This is a genomic window from Agrobacterium pusense (genome assembly GCF_013285525.1).
In the GTDB taxonomy this organism is placed as follows: Bacteria; Pseudomonadota; Alphaproteobacteria; order Rhizobiales; family Rhizobiaceae; genus Agrobacterium; species Agrobacterium pusense.
Map to the genome: position 1 here is coordinate 2,670,537 of NZ_CP053856.1, position 17,372 is coordinate 2,687,908.

Annotated in this window: 17 protein-coding genes; 6 read left to right on the forward strand and 11 right to left on the reverse strand. The window is 59.4% G+C overall.

Annotation, left to right across the window (positions count from 1 at the left end; translation table 11 throughout):
- Positions 1–196: 196 nt before the first annotated feature.
- The 7 genes from HQN82_RS12910 to phnG all read right to left on the reverse strand — a co-directional run bounded on the left by HQN82_RS12910 (position 197) and on the right by phnG (position 5,512).
- Positions 197–814: a transferase hexapeptide repeat family protein gene (locus HQN82_RS12910; protein WP_035206552.1), complete on the reverse strand. Its 618-nt coding sequence runs from the start codon at positions 812–814 to the stop codon at positions 197–199.
- Entirely contained in the window at positions 811–1,518 is a 708-nt protein-coding gene (phnL, locus tag HQN82_RS12915) for a phosphonate C-P lyase system protein PhnL (protein ID WP_004439247.1), read from the reverse strand. The genes HQN82_RS12910 and phnL overlap by 4 nt, the downstream gene beginning before the upstream one ends.
- Before the next feature lie 4 nt (positions 1,519–1,522).
- A complete protein-coding gene (phnK, locus tag HQN82_RS12920) occupies positions 1,523–2,299 on the reverse strand; it encodes a phosphonate C-P lyase system protein PhnK (RefSeq protein WP_004439249.1) in 777 nt (258 codons plus the stop codon).
- A complete protein-coding gene (locus tag HQN82_RS12925) occupies positions 2,296–3,198 on the reverse strand; it encodes an alpha-D-ribose 1-methylphosphonate 5-phosphate C-P-lyase PhnJ (RefSeq protein WP_004439252.1) in 903 nt (300 codons plus the stop codon). Before HQN82_RS12925 ends, phnK begins: the two co-directional genes overlap by 4 nt.
- A 133-nt stretch (positions 3,199–3,331) precedes the next feature.
- Positions 3,332–4,441 carry a carbon-phosphorus lyase complex subunit gene (locus HQN82_RS12930; protein WP_173614942.1) on the reverse strand — a complete coding sequence of 370 codons (1,110 nt, stop codon included), beginning with the start codon at positions 4,439–4,441 and terminating at the stop codon, positions 3,332–3,334.
- Position 4,442: 1 nt separating this feature from the next.
- Positions 4,443–5,051, reverse strand: a complete 609-nt coding sequence (gene phnH, locus HQN82_RS12935; RefSeq protein WP_004439258.1) for a phosphonate C-P lyase system protein PhnH — start codon at positions 5,049–5,051, stop codon at positions 4,443–4,445.
- Positions 5,051–5,512 carry a phosphonate C-P lyase system protein PhnG gene (phnG, locus tag HQN82_RS12940; RefSeq protein WP_004439260.1) on the reverse strand — a complete coding sequence of 154 codons (462 nt, stop codon included), beginning with the start codon at positions 5,510–5,512 and terminating at the stop codon, positions 5,051–5,053. Before phnG ends, phnH begins: the two co-directional genes overlap by 1 nt.
- Positions 5,513–5,594: 82 nt before the next feature.
- Between phnG and phnF the strand changes: the two genes are divergently transcribed.
- The gene (phnF, locus tag HQN82_RS12945) at positions 5,595–6,332 is read left to right on the forward strand and encodes a phosphonate metabolism transcriptional regulator PhnF (protein WP_004439262.1); all 738 of its coding nucleotides are present in this window, start codon (positions 5,595–5,597) and stop codon (positions 6,330–6,332) included.
- A 21-nt stretch (positions 6,333–6,353) separates the two neighbouring features.
- On the opposite strand, the gene dapB is transcribed toward phnF, so the two are convergent.
- The 4 genes from dapB to mepA all read right to left on the reverse strand — a co-directional run bounded on the left by dapB (position 6,354) and on the right by mepA (position 9,891).
- Positions 6,354–7,181, reverse strand: coding sequence for a 4-hydroxy-tetrahydrodipicolinate reductase (gene dapB, locus HQN82_RS12950; RefSeq protein ID WP_022555402.1), 828 nt, complete (start codon positions 7,179–7,181; stop codon positions 6,354–6,356).
- Positions 7,182–7,307: 126 nt separating this feature from the next.
- Complete coding sequence (locus HQN82_RS12955) at positions 7,308–8,330, reverse strand: glucokinase (protein ID WP_112766045.1); 1,023 nt, start codon at positions 8,328–8,330, stop codon at positions 7,308–7,310.
- 22 nt (positions 8,331–8,352) lie between these two features.
- Positions 8,353–8,736 carry a methylglyoxal synthase gene (locus HQN82_RS12960; RefSeq protein WP_137069118.1) on the reverse strand — a complete coding sequence of 128 codons (384 nt, stop codon included), beginning with the start codon at positions 8,734–8,736 and terminating at the stop codon, positions 8,353–8,355.
- 99 nt (positions 8,737–8,835) lie between these two features.
- Positions 8,836–9,891 (reverse strand): penicillin-insensitive murein endopeptidase, encoded by a 1,056-nt coding sequence (gene mepA / locus HQN82_RS12965; RefSeq protein ID WP_173614943.1) that lies wholly within the window; start codon positions 9,889–9,891, stop codon positions 8,836–8,838.
- Between the two features lie 200 nt (positions 9,892–10,091).
- Between mepA and HQN82_RS12970 the strand changes: the two genes are divergently transcribed.
- The 5 genes from HQN82_RS12970 (at position 10,092) to HQN82_RS12990 (ending at position 17,312) form a co-directional block, all read left to right on the forward strand.
- Complete coding sequence (locus HQN82_RS12970; protein ID WP_173614944.1) at positions 10,092–11,936, forward strand: extracellular solute-binding protein; 1,845 nt, start codon at positions 10,092–10,094, stop codon at positions 11,934–11,936.
- A gap of 142 nt (positions 11,937–12,078) precedes the next feature.
- A complete protein-coding gene (locus HQN82_RS12975) occupies positions 12,079–13,173 on the forward strand; it encodes a microcin C ABC transporter permease YejB (RefSeq protein WP_004439268.1) in 1,095 nt (364 codons plus the stop codon).
- On the forward strand, positions 13,173–14,318 hold the full coding sequence (locus HQN82_RS12980; protein WP_004439269.1) for an ABC transporter permease: 1,146 nt from the start codon (positions 13,173–13,175) through the stop codon (positions 14,316–14,318). The genes HQN82_RS12975 and HQN82_RS12980 overlap by 1 nt, the downstream gene beginning before the upstream one ends.
- Positions 14,319–14,323: 5 nt before the next feature.
- On the forward strand, positions 14,324–15,964 hold the full coding sequence (locus tag HQN82_RS12985; RefSeq protein WP_045533224.1) for an ABC transporter ATP-binding protein: 1,641 nt from the start codon (positions 14,324–14,326) through the stop codon (positions 15,962–15,964).
- Positions 15,965–16,064: 100 nt separating this feature from the next.
- Positions 16,065–17,312, forward strand: a complete 1,248-nt coding sequence (locus HQN82_RS12990; RefSeq protein ID WP_173614945.1) for an NAD(P)/FAD-dependent oxidoreductase — start codon at positions 16,065–16,067, stop codon at positions 17,310–17,312.
- Positions 17,313–17,372 lie beyond the last annotated feature (60 nt).

Here is a 17,372-nt window from a genome sequence, read left to right on the forward strand (position 1 = left end):
TTGACGGGGTTCGGCGTAACAGCGGGGCGTGAAGTGCGAATGTCAGTTTGATGAAGAAAATATTACAAAGAGCTCAAGTGTTGCGGCCGCATGTTTGCCGGCGAATGTCTGGGAACCGGCCCGCCGCGTCTTCAGGACACCAAACTGAAAAAGCAAACCCCGGGAACTTCCCGGGGTCGATCAGGTCTGTAATGTTTCAGCCGCGATATTTTATGATGAAATCCTCGGCCGCCATGCTGCGAAAATCATCGAGCGCGTCGCGCAGTCTTCTGTGATCCCAATCCCACCAGCGGAGGTCATCCATCTGCCGGCCCAGTTCTGCGGGGAAACGCTCCCGGATCAGTCTTGCGGGTACACCTCCCACGATGGTGTAGGGCGCTACGTCCCTCGAGACGACAGCACCTGCTCCGATCACCGCGCCGTTTCCAACGGCGACCCCAGGCAGGATGGTGGCGCCGTGGCCGATCCAAACATCGTGACCGATCACAACGCGTCTGGCGCGGCGAGCGGCAAAAAAATCGGTCTCGTCTTCCGCATCGTCCCAGTAATTGCGCGCGCGATAGGTGAAATGATGCAAGGTCGCCCGCTGCATGGGATGATTGGTGGCATTGATGCGGACGGAGGCAGCGATGTTGACGAATTTGCCGATGGTCGCGCACCAGATGGCGCCGTCCTGCATGACATAGGAATAGTCGCCCATCTCGACCTCCTCGATGCGGCAACGCTCCGAAATTTCGGTGTAGCGGCCGATCGCGCTGTTGGTGACGCGGGCGGTTTCGTGGATGACGGGCTCAAGGCCGACCTTCACACTCATGCTGCAGCCTTCCGCGGAGAAAACTGCGAAACGTCGAGAATGCGGTCGGCCACGGCTTCCCGCACTTCTTCATCATGAAAGATGCCGAGCAGTGCCGTGCCCTTTTCCTTTTTCTCCCTGATCATCTCAACGACGACACGCCGGTTGGTGGCATCAAGGGAAGCAGTTGGCTCGTCGAGCAGCAGGATCGCATGATCGGTGATGAAGCCGCGGGCGATGTTGACGCGCTGTTGTTCACCACCTGAGAAAGTGGCGGGCGGCAACGACCACAATTCGCGCGGCAGGTTAAGTTTCGAAAGCAGAGCGGCCGCCTGCTCACGTGCCTCTTCAGTGGCAATCCTGCGCGCCAGAAGCGGTTCGGCAACAACGTCTATGGCGGCGACTCGGGGTACCGTGCGGAGGAATTGGCTGACATAACCGATGGTGCGATGGCGAATGTCGAGGATCGTGCGAGGGGAGGCGCTGCCGATGTCGACAACTTCACCCTCATGGCGGATCAGAATCTGTCCGCTGTCTATGGCATAGTTGCCATAGAGCATCTTCAGGATCGAGCTCTTGCCGATGCCGGAGGGCCCGCCGAGCACGACGCATTCGCCGCTGCAGACAGAGAAATTGACATCGCGGACGACAGGCAGTTCGATGCCGTCGCGAAGATGCATGGTGAAGCTTTTGAAGACTTCCGAAACGATGAGAGGCGTCGGCATGGCGTCAAACCTGCAAGATGGAGGAAACAAGCAATTGCGTATAGGGCTCGCGCGGATCGTCCAGCACCCGGTCGGTCAGGCCGTGCTCGATGACGTCGCCGCCCTTCATCACCATCATGCGGTGAGACAGCAGCCGGGCTACCGCGAGGTCGTGGGTGACGACGACGACGGCGAGGCCGAGATCGTTGACGAGGCCACGCACAAGATCAAGCAGACGCGCCTGCACGGACACATCGAGACCACCCGTTGGCTCATCCATGAAAACCAGGCGCGGCGAGGTGACGAGATTGCGGGCGATCTGCAAACGCTGGCGCATGCCGCCTGAGAAGGCGCGCGGCTGATCATCGATACGGTCGGTGCCGATTTCCACCCTCTCCAGCCATTCGCTGGCAGATTGCCTGATATTCCCGTAATGCCGGTTGCCAACTGCCATCAGCCGCTCGCCGACGTTTGCACCGGCCGAAACCGCCATTCGCAACCCGTCTGCCGGGTTCTGATGCACGAAGCCCCAGTCGGTGCGCATCAGGAAACGCCGTTCGGCCTCACCCATATGGTAGAGATCGCGCATAGAGCCGTCGCGCATGCGATATTCCACGCTGCCTGCCGTTGGCATCAGCCGGGTGGAAATGCAGTTGAGGAGCGTGGTTTTGCCGGAACCGGATTCGCCGACTATGGCGAGAACTTCACCTGGATAAAGTTCGAAAGAGACATTGCGGCAACCGGCTCGGTCACCGTAATATTTTGAAACGTCACGGACTTTGAGAAGCGGTGCGTCGCTCATTCTGCGGCCTCCTTCACATCCGCCAGCATATGGCCCTTGTGGCCATGGGCGCGGCGGTCCTCGCAATGATCGGTATCGGAGCAGACGAACATCCGTCCGCCTCTGTCATCAAGCACCACCTCGTCGAGATAGACATTTTCTGCGCCGCACAGCGCGCAGGGCTTGTCGAAGCGCTGGATTTCAAAAGGATGATCCTCGAAATCGAGGCTGACGACGTCGGTGTAGGGCGGTACGGCATAGATGCGCTTCTCGCGCCCGGCGCCGAACAGCTGCAACGCGTCCGACATGTGCATTTTCGGGTTGTCGAATTTCGGGGTTGGCGATGGATCCATCACATAACGCCCGGCCACCTTCACCGGATAGGCGTAGGTGGTGGAGATGCGGCCGTTGCGGGCAATGTCCTCATAGAGCTTGACGTGCATCAGGCCATATTCCTCCAGCGCGTGCATGACGCGCGTTTCGGTCTCGCGCGGCTCGAGGAAACGCAACGGCTCGGGAATGGGTACCTGATAGACAAGCACCTGGCCCGAATGCAGTTCCTCTTCCGGAATGCGGTGCCGCGTCTGGATGATGGTGGCATCCTTCGTTCGGGTCGTGACGGCAACATTCGACACCTTCTGGAAGAAGGCGCGGATGGAAACCGCATTGGTCGTGTCATCGGCGCCCTGGTCGATTACCTTCAGCACGTCGTCGGGGCCAAGAATGGAGGCGGTCAATTGCACACCGCCCGTGCCCCAGCCATAGGGCATGGGCATTTCACGGGAAGCGAAGGGAACCTGATAACCCGGAATCGCGATGGCTTTCAGGATTGCCCGGCGGATCATCCGCTTGGTCTGTTCGTCCAGATAGGCGAAGTTGTAGGCAGCCAGTCCGTCGTCAAATGAAACTTCTTCAAGCATTGCGCGTTAGCCTTGTGAAAAAAGGAGTACAAGCTCATGGAGATTGGAATTCTTGTAGCCGTGTTCTTTGCTGTCTTTGCAGCAACGACCGTCTTTTGCGCTTACTGGTTCGGCGAGCAGCACAGCCGCTGAGTCATTCGGCCGCATCGCCCATCCATTCCGTGCCAGTCGCGTTCGTTGCTTCGAAATCAGCACGCATTTTTCGGACGAGCCCGAGTTCAGCCTGGAAATCCACGTAATGCGGCAGTTTCAGATGTTCGACGAAGCCCGTTGCCTGCACGTTATCGGCGTGTGAGATGACAAATTCTTCGTCCTGCGCTGGCGCTACGACATCTTCGCCGAATTCGCCGGCGCGTAGTGCACGGTCGACCAGCGACATCGCCATCGCCTTGCGCTCGCTCTGACCGAACACCAAGCCATAACCGCGCGTGAATTGCGGAGGGGCCTTGAACGAACCCTTGAACTGGTTCACCATCTGGCATTCGGTAACCTGGATATCGCCCAATGAGACCGCGAAGCCAAGTTCCGGCACGTCTAGCTGGATTTCAACTTCACCGATGCGAATCTCGCCGACAAAAGGATGTGTCCGGCCGTAGCCGCGCTGCGTGGAGTAAGCGAGCGCCAGAAGAAAACCCTCATCGCCGCGTGCCAGTGATTGCAGGCGCAGATCGCGCGACATCGGGAATTCCATCGGTTCCCGCGTCAGGTCACCGGCAATATGGTCGTCCGGCAATTCGCCATCGCTTTCGATCAGCCCTTCCTGGGCGAGAATATCGGAAACGCGCATGACATGTTCCGGCTCGCTATCCCGCTGGGTTGCTGCTTCGACCGTTTGGTCTTCGAGAAGGGAGGGGTCGAGCAGGCGGTGGGTATAATCGAAGGTCGGCCCCAGCAATTGTCCGCCCGGCAGGTCCTTGTAAGTCGCGGAAACGCGCCGCCTCACCGTCATATCCGCTGTGTCCACCGGTACCGAGTAACCGAAGCGCGGCAGCGTGGTGCGGTACGCACGCAGCAGAAAGATAGCTTCGATCATGTCGCCGCGCGCTTGCTTGATGGCAAGGGCTGCGAGCGACTGATCGTAGAGAGACGCTTCCGCCATCACCCTGTCGACAGCGAGCGAAAGCTGTGAAACGATCTGCGCGACCGTCATGGCCGGCAGGTCCCGGTCTCCGCGCCGCTTGTCGGCCAGAAGCCGGTGGGCATTGGCGATGGCGGTTTCACCGCCTTTGACAGCAACATACATCTTATGACTCCACGAGTTTGATGCGCGTCGTGCGCGGCAGGCAGACGAATTTATCGCCAGCCGTCAGGATCACGTCGACGCCGCGCGGGAAGAAGGCGTTGTTCTCCGCCCAGAGCCTCGGGAATATGTCGGGCAGACCGGAAGGACTGATCACGTTGACGTGGCGGATGCCAGGGCCGGAAAGCTGCAATTCCCGACCGCCATCGAGATCAGGCAACTCGATGATGAGCGTGGTGGAACGGTCGGGATATTCCTGGCTTCCCAGAGCGAAGAGACCGAAGGACGAAATGGCGCTGCCGGCCTCGAAGACCGCGAAATGTGCCGTGCCCTTTTCTTCTGTCGCAGCTGCGCCAGTGTGAAAACCGATCCAGCCGGGGACAGCGGTTTTTCGCAGTGCGCTGCTCAGCCAGACCGGAGTGTCATGGTCACAGAGCGCCAGCAGAACCGCTCCGGTCGCCGCGGCAAGCGGCAGCGGCGGAAAGACTGCTGTTTCGACCGCCTGTGTGGTGCCCGGACGGGCCATGCCGTCCATCAGTTTTTTGAAAACCCGTTGGGAATCGAAGACGGCGTCGGAGAAACCGCCCGTCAGTGCTTCGGCCTTGACACCCATCAATCTTCTCCTCGAACCATGGTAAAGAAATCGACCCGTGTTGCGGCAGTCTCCTTCATTGTCCGCTCTTTCTCTGCGGTCAGCCTTTTTTCGAGAGGCGAGAGAAGCTCGGTCTCGATGAAATCCCGTGTCGGGCTTTCCTGCCAGAGCGCATCGAAAACGGCGGCGTACCAGGCTTTTTTGCGGCCGGTGCCGAGAACATGCGCATGACCCACGGTGCCGGAGGCCAGCTTGATCGTCGCCCGGGTGACTGTCGTTTCACCGAGGTTGAAAGGAGCGCCGCCACCGCCGATCCGGCCCTTGACCATCACCAGCCCGGTTTCCGGCCCGCGTACGGTTTCCGTTTTGGGGTTCTCACCCTGGCGGTTCCAAGCCGTTTCAAGTTCCTGAACCGTGGCGCGGGCAAGAAGCGCTGCCGCTCTTTTTCTGCCTGCGTGTATGTCTGCCGTATCGTTTGTCATCGCTTGACCTCTAATGTCTATTGATATAGACAACTATACAATATAAGCTACAAGTAATGGCGATGAATGACAAGCGTGTGACATGAGCCCTTCGGCAACGATGAAAAGAAAGAATGGAGTGGCGCTCTGGCGGCAGATCGCCGACCGGATCAGAGGCGAAATCGCCGCTGGTGATCACGACGAAACCGGCATGTTACCGCCGGAAATGACATTGGCGCAAAAATTCGGCGTCAACCGCCATACTGTCCGGAGTGCCATTGCCGCACTGGCGAGCGAGGGCATACTCGAGCCGATGCAGGGACGCGGCACGATCATCGCCCGCAAGGAGCGTCTGAGCTTTCCGATATCGCTACGCACGCGCTTTACGGCTGGCATCGGCGATCAGGTAAAGGAAATGGAGGCGCTGCTGCTTTCCCACATCACCGAGCCGGCCAATGCCGATCTGGCGGCGCGACTACAATTGCCGCTGGGTACGCCGCTCATACGTCTCGAAACGCTCCGCAAGGCGGACACTCGCCCGGTCTCTCGCTCGACCACGTGGTTCCCCGCCGACCGTTTTGCCGGAATAGGAGAGGCCTATCAGAAAAGCGGCTCCATTACGGCTGCGTTCAAGATGCTTGGCGTGGCTGACTACGTGCGCATTTCGACCGTCATTTCCGCTAGTCACGCGGATACGCGCGATCTCGCCGATCTCGAATTGTCGCCAGGCGCCATCTTGCTGATAACCCAGGCGCTGAACGCAGATATGGACGGCGTGCCGGTGCAATACGCCATCAGCCGCTTCTCGGCCGATACGGTCGAATTCACGGTGGAAAACTAAGGTCAAAATCGAGGTGGAAGACTATTCCGCCTGCGACAACCCCAGCACATCCAGCATCGAATAGAAACCGGGCTTCTTGTCGAAGGCCCAGACCGCTGCCGTGATCGCGCCGCGCGCGAAGATGGAGCGGTCGCCGGCGTAATGGGAAAGTTCGACGCGCTCGCCTTCGCCGGCGAAGATGACAGAATGTTCACCGATCACCGAACCACCGCGCAGTGTGGCAAAGCCGATGGTTCCCGTCTCGCGCGCCCCGGTATGGCCGTCACGCACACGAACGGATGACGTGGAAAGATCGACGTTGCGGCCGGCGGCGGCGGCTTCGCCCAGCAGCAGCGCTGTGCCGGAAGGTGCATCCACCTTGTGCTTGTGGTGCATTTCCAGGATTTCAATATCCCAGTTCTGCGCATCCAGCGCCTGCGCCGCCTGCTGCGTCAAGACGCTGAGCAGGTTGACACCGAGGCTCATATTACCCGACTTGACGATGCGGGCATGGCGCGACGCCGCCTTGAATTTTTCCTCATCTTCCTGCGCGCAGCCCGTGGTGCCGATGACATGCACGATGCGGGCCTGTGCAGCGAGACCGGCAAAGGTGACGCTGGTTGCCGGTGAAGTGAAGTCGATCACCCCTTCGGCGTGGAGAAATGCCTGCAGCGGATCGCTGGTGATTTCGACGCCGATGGGGCCGAGACCGGCAATCTCCCCGGCATCGCGGCCGACAAAGGCCGAACCCTCGCGCGCGACCGCAGCATGCAGCTGAACGCCCGGCGTCTGGTGAATGAGGCGGATCAACGCCTGTCCCATGCGGCCCGCCGCGCCGACCACCACCAGTTTCATGCCGCTGCTGCCCATGCTGTCACTCACTTCTCATGTCGGGCGGATCGGAACCCGCCGGTATCGGATGTTTGATGTGTTCCGCATTGACGTTAAAGACCGTCCGCCCGCTTCGCAAGCATCACGTCGGAACGGTTCGGGCGGTCAGACCCTCCAGCGCCGCCCGTCCAGCGCCAGGCCGAAATCGGAAGGCGTTCTCGCATAGGTGGCGAGGCCGGAAAGGGCCGCCTGAGGGTGGGTGACGACGAAAGTGGGGATGGTCCGCATCAGCGCGCTGTGCGGCGCCTTGTCTTCAAACGCGGTCCGGAATTCCGGGCTCTTGAGCGCCGGAATGATCTTCTGCGAAATGCCGCCCGCGAGATAAACGCCGCCCTTGGCCATGAAGATTAGCGCGAGGTCGCCCGCCACGCGGCCGAGATAGGTGCTGAAAAGCGAAAGCGTTTCTTTGGCCTGTGCATTCTCGCCCGTGAGCCCCTGCGCGGTAATATCGGCCGGATCGGAAAAGGCGGCTTCGATGCCATCGGCCTTGCAGACGGCGCGGTAAAGATTGACCAGCCCGCGCCCGCACAGAATCTGTTCGCCAGCGACGCGACCTTCGATGGTTTCGATATGCGGGAAAACCGCGTAGTCACGCGCGCTTCTCGGGCCGATATCGATATGGCCGCCTTCGCCCGGAACCGGAAACCACATATGGCGCGCATAAACCAGACCGGCCACTCCAAGTCCCGTGCCCGGTCCAAGAACGACGCGAGAGGCCAGCACGTCTTTTTTGCCGGAGCCGATGGCGTCGCGGTTGTTGTCATCCAGAGCCGCAATCGCGAGCGCCTGCGCCTCGAAGTCATTGATGACGATGACGTCCTTCAGGCCGAGATTGGCGAGCATTCCCTTCGGCTTGACGACCCAATGGCAGTTGGTGAGCGGTATCTCGTCACCTTCGATCGGGCCGGCAATGGCAAGAATGGTCGAGACGGGCTGAAGCGAGGTCTTGTCCAGAACAGCCTGCTGGATGGCGTCGTCAATGGTTGGGTATTCCACCGTCTTCACCGTTGTGAGGTGCACGGGCTCCGCAAAGGAATCGATCAGGATGGAAAAGCGGGCATTGGTGCCGCCGATGTCGCCAAGAAGGATTGGAAAGGACAGATATTCGGTATCGGACGTCTTCGGCATTGCCTGTTCCATGGTGGGAGGGTCAGTTGGCGACGTGGAAGTCGATGAGATTTTCTGCGGTGGCGCGGTTGAGCGCCATGGGAATATCATAGACCGTGGCAAGCCTCGTCAGAGCCTTCACGTCGACATCATGCGGCATTGCCGTCAGTGGATCGGTGAAGAAGATCAGCATGTCCACTTGGCCAGTGGCGATCATCGCGCCGATCTGCTGGTCGCCGCCGAGAGGGCCGCTTTTGAGGCGAATGACTTCAAGCCCGGGGCAGGCTTCCTGCACCCGTCCACCGGTGGTACCGGTTGCGACGATCTTGAAATTGGTAAGCGCCTTCTGGTGATGACGGGCGAAATCCGCCATATCGTCCTTTTTCTCGTCGTGAGCGATGAGCGCGATACAGCGTTGTCCTTCCATGGTCCCAGCCCGTCCCCGTAGAATTAAATCGATTTGAAGCCTTCTATAACAGCTTGCCGCCATTTGAAAAGGGAAGCTGTTGAATGCCTCATTTCTGTTTCAGTTCAATGTCGGGCGATGGGTCGGAAGTGGAATATCCGAAGGCGGCTGCAGGGCGGGGGCCGCCTGAATGACCTGTTCCACGCTTTGCTGGCGCACGGCTTGGGTCGGCGAAGTTGAATAAGCCTGGGCTGCAATCCCCTCGGGGTTGGCGGAAGGAGCGGCGGCCACGGCGGCGCAGGCAGCGGGCAGGTCGGAAACCATGACGGGACGCGGTTTCACGGGCTTGGCATTGGGGTCCTTTTTCGGCGGCGCCCATGGCTCCTTGGTGAACCACCAGGCAAGAGACTTGTCGCAGCCATCGCCCTTGCCGACGGCGGCCTGCGGCTTGCAGTTCGGCGCGCCGGGCGGGCATTCGAGACGGATGTGGAAATGCTCGTCATGGCCGTAGATCGGCCTGATCTTGCCCATGAAGGTGCGATCGCCGGTCCAGGTCTGGCAGAGCTTCTGCTTGATCGCCGGGTTGACGAAAACACGCTCCACCTGCGGGTAACTTGCCGCCATCATCACCAGCCGTGCATTCAGCGGCGACCACTTGCGGTCGTCAACCGTCAGAAACTTGCTCTTGTCCAGCATGGAGATAAAGGGCACCGTTTCGCGCTGTTCGACAGTGAGCCGAGGCGTGGGCATGGGCCGCCACCAGACATCTACATCGAGGCCGATCTGGTGCGAGGCATGACCTGTCAGCATCGGACCGCCGCGCGGCTGGGAAATGTCGCCGAGCAGCAGGCCCGGCCAGCCGATTTTCTGGGCGTCCTGCGAAAATTGCTCAAGGAAGGAAATCAGCTGCGGCTGGCCCCAGCGCCGGTTGCGCGAAAGGCGCATGGCCTGCCAACCGGGACCATCCGTTGGCATGGCGACTGCGCCGGACTGGCAACCTTTGGCATAGGAGCCGATCGGCTGGGATGCTGCGGCGGAAGGCAGCGCCATGTGGCCGAACACTTCTTTTGCGGGCCTGTCTTCGGCCGATGCGGTTTCGATCTGCAACTGCAGCGACGAGACGACCGACATCGCCAGCACGGTCGCCTTGAAAATTCTCGATGATCCCGCCGTCATATAGCCGTGCCCGTCCGATCAGTTGATTCTCTTGCCCCTAGAATAAACTGGAACGGGATTTTGTTAAAACCATGTTTCGTGTTGCCCTTCAGGGCGGGATAACGACGCTGATAAAGAGCTTGTGAGACAGCGCATCTGTTTTTTGCCAATGTTTCTTTTATGCTCTCCGCAACAGGCACAAAAACAGGGACATTGACCCGATGATATTGGCACCACTGAAATCCCGACTTCTTATCGCCCTTATAGCGTCCGCCCTCCTGATGCCGGCGGCGGCTTCCGCCCAGTCGGGCGATGTCTGGCGAAAGGGGATTTCGACGGTCGGGGAGCTGAAGCATCCCGATGGATTTGACCATTTCGACTATGTAAACACCAATGCGCCCAAAGGCGGCACGTTGCGCCTCTCCACATCGGGCACCTTCGATACGCTGAACCCGCTGCTGGCGAAGGGCGAGGCGGCGACGGGCCTCTCGCTCGTCTTCGATACGCTGATGAAGTCAACGGAAGAGGAACTGTCGGCCTCCTATGGTTTGCTGGCGGAAGGCGTCAGCTATCCCGAGGATATCTCCAAAGCGACGTTCCGCCTGCGTCAGGAGGCCAAGTGGGCGGATGGTAAGCCTGTGACGCCTAAGGATGTCGTGTTCAGCTTCGAAAAAGCCAAGGACCTGAGCCCGCAGCTTGCGACCTATTATACTCACGTCACCAAGGCGGAAGTGAGCGGTGAGAGGGACATCACCTTCACCTTCGATGAAAAGAACAATCGCGAATTGCCGCAGATCGTCGGGCAATTGCTGATCGTTCCCAAGCACTGGTGGGAGGGCACCGGCCCGGACGGCAAACCGCGCGACATATCGCGCGGCACGCTGGAGCCTGTGATGGGTTCCGGCCCCTACAAGATCGCTGCCGTCGCCCCCGGATCGACCATCACTTATGAACGCCGTGACGATTATTGGGGCAAGGACGTCAACGTAAATGTCGGGATGAACAACTTTAAAGCCATCGCCTACACCTTTTTTGCCGATCAGGACGTGGAATTCCAGGCGTTTAAATCGGGCACGATCGATTTCGCGCGGGAGGCTTCCTCCAGCCGCTGGGTCACGGGTTATGATTTTCCCGCCGTCAAAGACGGTCGGGTGAAGAAGGAGGAGCTGCCGAACATCTACCGTTCCGTCGGCATCATGCAGGCCTTTGTGCCGAACATGCGGCGGGAAAAGTTCCAGAACCCGAAACTGCGCAAGGCGCTGAACTATGCCTTCGATTTTGAGGAACTCAACCGCACGCTGGCTTACGGCCAGTTCCAGCGCATCAACAGCTTCTTCATGGGCAGCGAACTAGCTTCGTCAGGCCTGCCGACGGGTCGCGAACTGGAGCTGCTTCAGGAGCTCAAGGATCAGGTTCCACCTGAGGTCTTCACGACGGAATACAAGAATCCGGTGGCGGGCGATCCGGCCAAGCAACGCGACAATCTGCGCGAAGCCGTCAGGCTGATGAAGGAGGCGGGATATGAACTGCGCGGCAATCGCATGGTCAATGCGAAAACCGGCCAGCAACTCGATATGGAATTCCTGATTGATTCCGCCGGCATGGAACGAACGATCCTTCCTTACGTCCAGAGTCTGAAGAAAATCGGCATCAACGCGACCATCCGCACAGTCGATGCCTCACAATTCACCAACCGCACCCGCAGCTTCGATTACGACATTATCGTCAAGCTCTGGGCGACGTCGGCCAATCCGGGTAACGAGCAAGCCGATTACTGGGGTTCGGCGGCTGCTGATCGTCAGGGATCGAACAACCTCGCCGGCATCAAGAACCCGGCCGTCGATGCTTTGGTGCGCAAAGTCATTTTTGCGCCCAATCGCGATGAGCAGGTCGCTGCTGCCCGGGCGCTCGACCGGGTGCTGCTCGCCAACAGCTATGTCATTCCGCAATTCTACCGCGGCGAGCTGTTCATCGCCTATTGGAACACGATTGTCCGCCCGGAAAACCTGCCTGAATATGGTATCGGTTTTCCTGAAGCCTGGTGGTCCAGCCAGGCCGGAAAATGACGCCGGCCTTGCTTTCGCGATCAAGGCTTGATTCACATAGGCCGAGACGAATCGCTTGAAATGCGCTTGACGCCGCTTTGAGGAAAGGACCGGGCTTGACCGAGACGAAAATCGCTGACCGAACGGCTGGGGGAAGAGGCTGATGGGCGCCTATATCCTCAGACGTCTGGCGCTGATGATCCCGACCATCATCGGCATCATGGGCATTTCGTTTCTTGTCATCCAGTTCGCCCCGGGTGGGCCGGTGGAACAGGTCGTCGCGCAGCTGACGGGTCAGGGCGACAGCGCCTCCGACCGGCTCTCGGGCGGCGGCGATCTCATGGGGCAATCAGGCGGCTTCGATGAAAGCGGTTCGAAATATCGCGGTGCACAGGGGCTCGATCCGGAGCTGATCAAGAAGCTCGAAAAGCAGTTCGGTTTTGACAAACCGCCGCTCACCCGGTTCCTTGAAATGATGTGGAATTACATTCGCTTCGACTTCGGCGACAGCTTCTTCCGCAATTCGTCGGTCATCGATCTCATCATTGACAAGCTGCCGGTCTCGGCCTCGCTCGGTTTCTGGATTCTGATCATATCCTATGTGATTTCCATTCCGCTAGGCATCAAGAAGGCCGTTTCCGATGGCTCGACCTTCGATGTCTGGACCTCAGGCATCATTATCATCGGTTATGCGGTGCCGAGTTTCCTGTTCGGCATCCTGCTCATCGTGCTTTTCGCCGGCGGATCGTTTTTCGACTGGTTTCCGCTGCGGGGCTTGGTGTCTGATAATTTCGACCAGCTGAACTGGTGGCAGAAGATCATCGACTATTTCTGGCATCTTACCCTGCCGTTGATCGCTCTGTCGCTCTCCGCCTTTGCGACAACAACGCTTTTGACCAAAAATTCCTTCATCGACGAGATCAAGAAGCAGTATGTCATCACTGCCCGCGCCAAGGGTCTCACCGAGCGCAAGGTCCTTTATGGGCATGTTTTCCGCAACGCGATGCTGATCGTGATCGCCGGTTTTCCGGGTGCTTTCATCTCGGCCTTTTTCACAGGCTCACTGCTCATCGAGAATATCTTCTCGCTGGATGGTCTCGGCCGCCTCGGTTATCTCTCGGTCGTCAACCGTGATTACCCGATCGTCTTCGGCACACTGTTCATCTTCTCGCTGATGGGCCTCGTCGTTGGCCTGCTCTCTGACCTCATCTATACATGGATCGATCCGCGTATCGACTTCGAGCGGAGGGACGTGTGATGTCGCTCGCTCATCCTGCAGGAACCGAGACGCTGGTAAATCCCAAGCGCCCGTGGTTTTCGCCGACGACCAAGCGCCGCTGGCAGAATTTCAAGGCAAACCGCCGTGGATACTGGTCATTCTGGCTGTTCCTGATCCTGTTTTTCCTGAGCCTGATGGCGGAATTCATCGCCAATGACAAACCCATCCTCGCCTCCTACAAGGGCGAGCTGCTGGTGCCGGTCATGGTGGATTATCCGGAGGAGAAATTCGGCGGGTTCCTGGCCCAGACCGACTACAAATCCTCTTTCATTCAGGACGAGATCAACGCCAATGGCTGGATGATCTGGCCGCCGATCCGCTACTCCTACCAGACGGTCAACTCCAACATTCCGCATTCGGCACCCACCGCACCTTTCTGGCTGATGGATAAAAAGGAGCGCTGCTCGGCCTATCCGCAGGGCGATGCCGATCCCGGCTGCACGCTTGGCAATCTGAACTGGCTCGGCACCGACAATCAGGCCCGCGACGTCACGGCGCGGATGATCTACGGCTTCCGCATCTCCGTGCTGTTCGGCCTGACGCTGACCATTGCTTCCGCCATTGTCGGCGTCACCGCCGGCGCCATTCAGGGCTATTTCGGCGGCTGGACGGACCTGCTTTTGCAGCGTTTCATCGAAATCTGGTCGTCCATGCCGGTGCTCTACATCCTGCTCATCATTGCGGCCATTCTGCCGCCCGGCTTCTTCGTGTTGCTTGGGATCATGCTGCTGTTTTCATGGGTCGGCTTCGTCGGCATTGTTCGCGCCGAATTCCTGCGGGCCAGAAACTTTGAATATGTCCGTGCCGCCCGCGCACTTGGCGTCGGCAACTGGACGATCATGTTCAGACACCTTCTGCCCAATGCCATGGTGGCGACGCTGACCTTCCTGCCCTTCATTCTCTCAGGGTCGATCACGACACTCACCTCGCTCGATTTTCTCGGTTTCGGCATGCCGCCGGGATCGCCGTCGCTGGGCGAGATGATTGCGCAGGGCAAGAACAACCTTCAGGCGCCCTGGCTCGGTCTCACAGCCTTCTTCACGATGTCCATCATGCTGTCGCTCCTTATTTTCATCGGCGAGGCCGTTCGCGACGCCTTCGATCCACGCAAGACGTTCCGGTGATCGCCATGACGGAAACAAATATCCAGCCGCTGCTCTCCGTTCGTGATCTCTCTGTCGCCTTCCACCAGGGCGGCGCGACAAGTGTTGCAGTCGATCACGTGTCTTTTGATCTGATGTCGGGCGAAGTCGTTGCCCTTGTCGGCGAATCCGGCTCTGGCAAGTCGGTGACGGCCAATTCCATCTTGAAACTGCTGCCCTATCCGGCAGCAAGCCACCCCTCGGGACAAATCCTGTTCGATGGTAAGGACATGCTGACATTGCCGGAGCGCTCGCTACGTGCGGTGCGCGGCAACGACATCACCATGATCTTCCAGGAGCCGATGACCTCGCTCAATCCGCTTCACACCATCGAGCGACAGATCGGAGAGATTCTTGAGCTGCATCAGGCAATCACGGGGAGCGAGGCGCGTGAACGCACACTGGAGCTTCTGCGCCAGGTCGGTATCCGTGAACCGGAAAAACGCCTGAAAGCCTATCCGCACGAATTGTCCGGCGGCCAGCGACAGCGTGTGATGATCGCCATGGCGCTGGCAAACCGGCCGAAACTGCTGATTGCCGACGAGCCGACGACGGCGTTGGACGTGACGGTTCAGGCCCAGATTCTTGAACTCCTCGGTGATCTGAAAAAGCAACACGGCATGTCCATGCTGTTCATCACCCATGACCTCGGCATCGTCCGTAAATTTGCCGACCGCGTCTGCGTCATGACGAAGGGGAAGATCGTAGAAACCGGAACCGTCGAACAGGTTTTCAACGATCCGCAGCATGCCTATACACGCCACCTGCTGGCGGCGGAGCCCAAGGGCGAGCCGCCGGTTTCCGACAGCAGTAAGCCTGTGGTCATGCAGGGCGACGATATCAAGGTCTGGTTTCCCATCAAGGCGGGGCTGATGCGTCGCGTTGTCGACCATGTTAAGGCGGTGGACGGTATCGATATCACGCTGCGTGCCGGCCAGACGGTGGGTGTGGTCGGGGAATCCGGGTCCGGAAAGACAACCCTTGGTCTCGCGCTCTCCAGGTTGATCGCATCTGAAGGACGTATCAGCTTCATCGGCCAGTCGATCGACCACTATTCCTATGAGATGATGAAGCCGCTCAGGAACCGGCTGCAGGTCGTGTTTCAGGACCCCTATGGTTCACTCAGCCCGCGCATGTCGGTGGGTGAGATCGTCGCCGAGGGCTTGAAGGTGCATGAGCGGTCGCTGTCTGCCGACGAACGCGATACGCGCGTCGCCACCGCGCTGGAAGAGGTCGGTCTCGATCCGGCCACCCGCTGGCGATATCCGCATGAATTTTCCGGCGGCCAGCGCCAGCGCATCGCCATTGCCCGTGCCATGGTGCTTAAACCCCGTTTTGTCATGCTGGACGAGCCGACATCGGCACTCGACATGAGTGTGCAGGCGCAGGTGGTCGATCTCTTGCGTGATCTCCAGGCAAAGCATGAGCTCGCTTATCTCTTCATCAGCCACGACCTGAAGGTGGTGAAGGCACTTGCCAACGACCTGATCGTCATGCGTCACGGCAAGGTGGTGGAGAGCGGCCCGGCGGCGGAAATCTTCGCCAGTCCACAGCAGGACTATACCCGGGCGCTCCTGGCGGCTGCCTTCCACATCGAGGCCGTGAAAACGAAGGCGATTAGCCAGTAGGCCTCGTGGTGTTTCTGTTAAGGCAATGATTTTTCTGTTGCTTCGCGAAAAATGCCGACCCATGTTGCTGGGTATGTGACGCAAAGACGGATTGATTGCCATGGCAGCGGATGTGATCGTTTTGGGGGCGGGGATCATCGGGGTTTCCACCGCCTTGCAGCTGGCCCGCAGGGGCAGGTCGGTGGTGCTGGTCGACCGGCGCGGACCGGGTGAGGAAACCTCTTTCGGCAATGCCGGGTTGATCCAGAGAGAAGGTGTGGTGCCCTATGCCTTTCCGCAGGATATCGCCCTGCTGCTGCGCTATTCCCTGAATAACAGCATCGATGCCCGTTATCACCTCTCAGCTCTGCCCAAGATCGCGCCTTTTCTGGGCCGCTACTGGTATAATTCCGCAGCCGCGCGCCATGCGGCAATTGCCCGGGCCTATGCACCGCTGATCGAGCACTCGGTATCCGAGCACAACATCCTGATCGAGGAGGCCAAAGCCGGTGACCTGATCGTCAAGAATGGCTGGATGGAAGCCTACCGGACAGCCGCACGGCGGGACGCTGATTTTGCCTTTGCCGAACGTCTGGCGCGAGACCATGGCATTTCCCATACGAAACTTGACGCTGAGGAACTTGCCGCTGCCGAACCGCATCTGAGCCATGATTTTGTCGGCGGCCTGAAATGGAACGATCCCTGGTCGGTGCTCGATCCGCATGCGCTGACGCTCGCTTATGTCCGGCTGTTCGAGAGCCTCGGTGGACGCGTGTCAAGGGGCGATGCGTCCACCCTCAGTCAGACGGCAAGCGGTTGGACGGTGCGCACCGAAACCGGCGCAGTCGAGGCCGAACATGCCGTCGTGGCGCTAGGCCCTTGGGCAGATACCGTCACCGAGCGACTGGGCTACCGTTTTCCGCTCGGTGTGAAGCGCGGTTATCACATGCATTACGCGCCGCAGGAAGGCACTAAGCTCAATAACTGGCTGATCGATGCCGAGCGAGGATATTTCCTTGCGCCGATGCGAAAAGGTATCCGGCTGACGACGGGGGCGGAATTTGCCGAACGCGATGCGCCGAAATCGCCCGTGCAGATTGAACGGGCGGAGCGGGTGGCGCGGACCGTCTTTCCTCTTGGCGGCCGGCTGGATGCGGAACCGTGGATGGGTGCCCGGCCCTGCACGCCGGATATGATGCCGATAATCGGCAAGGCGCCACGTCACCGGACTTTATGGTTTGCCTTCGGCCACGCCCATCACGGGCTGACGCTCGGGCCCATTACCGGTCGTGTTCTGGCTGAAACGATGCTGGGCGAAACGCCTGTTATCGCGATTGACGCGTATCGCCCGGGAAGGTTCAATCCCTGAGAACGAAATCCGCTGGCCTTCTGTGAGCGGGCCACGTAACATGGTCCCATGCAAAGGGGA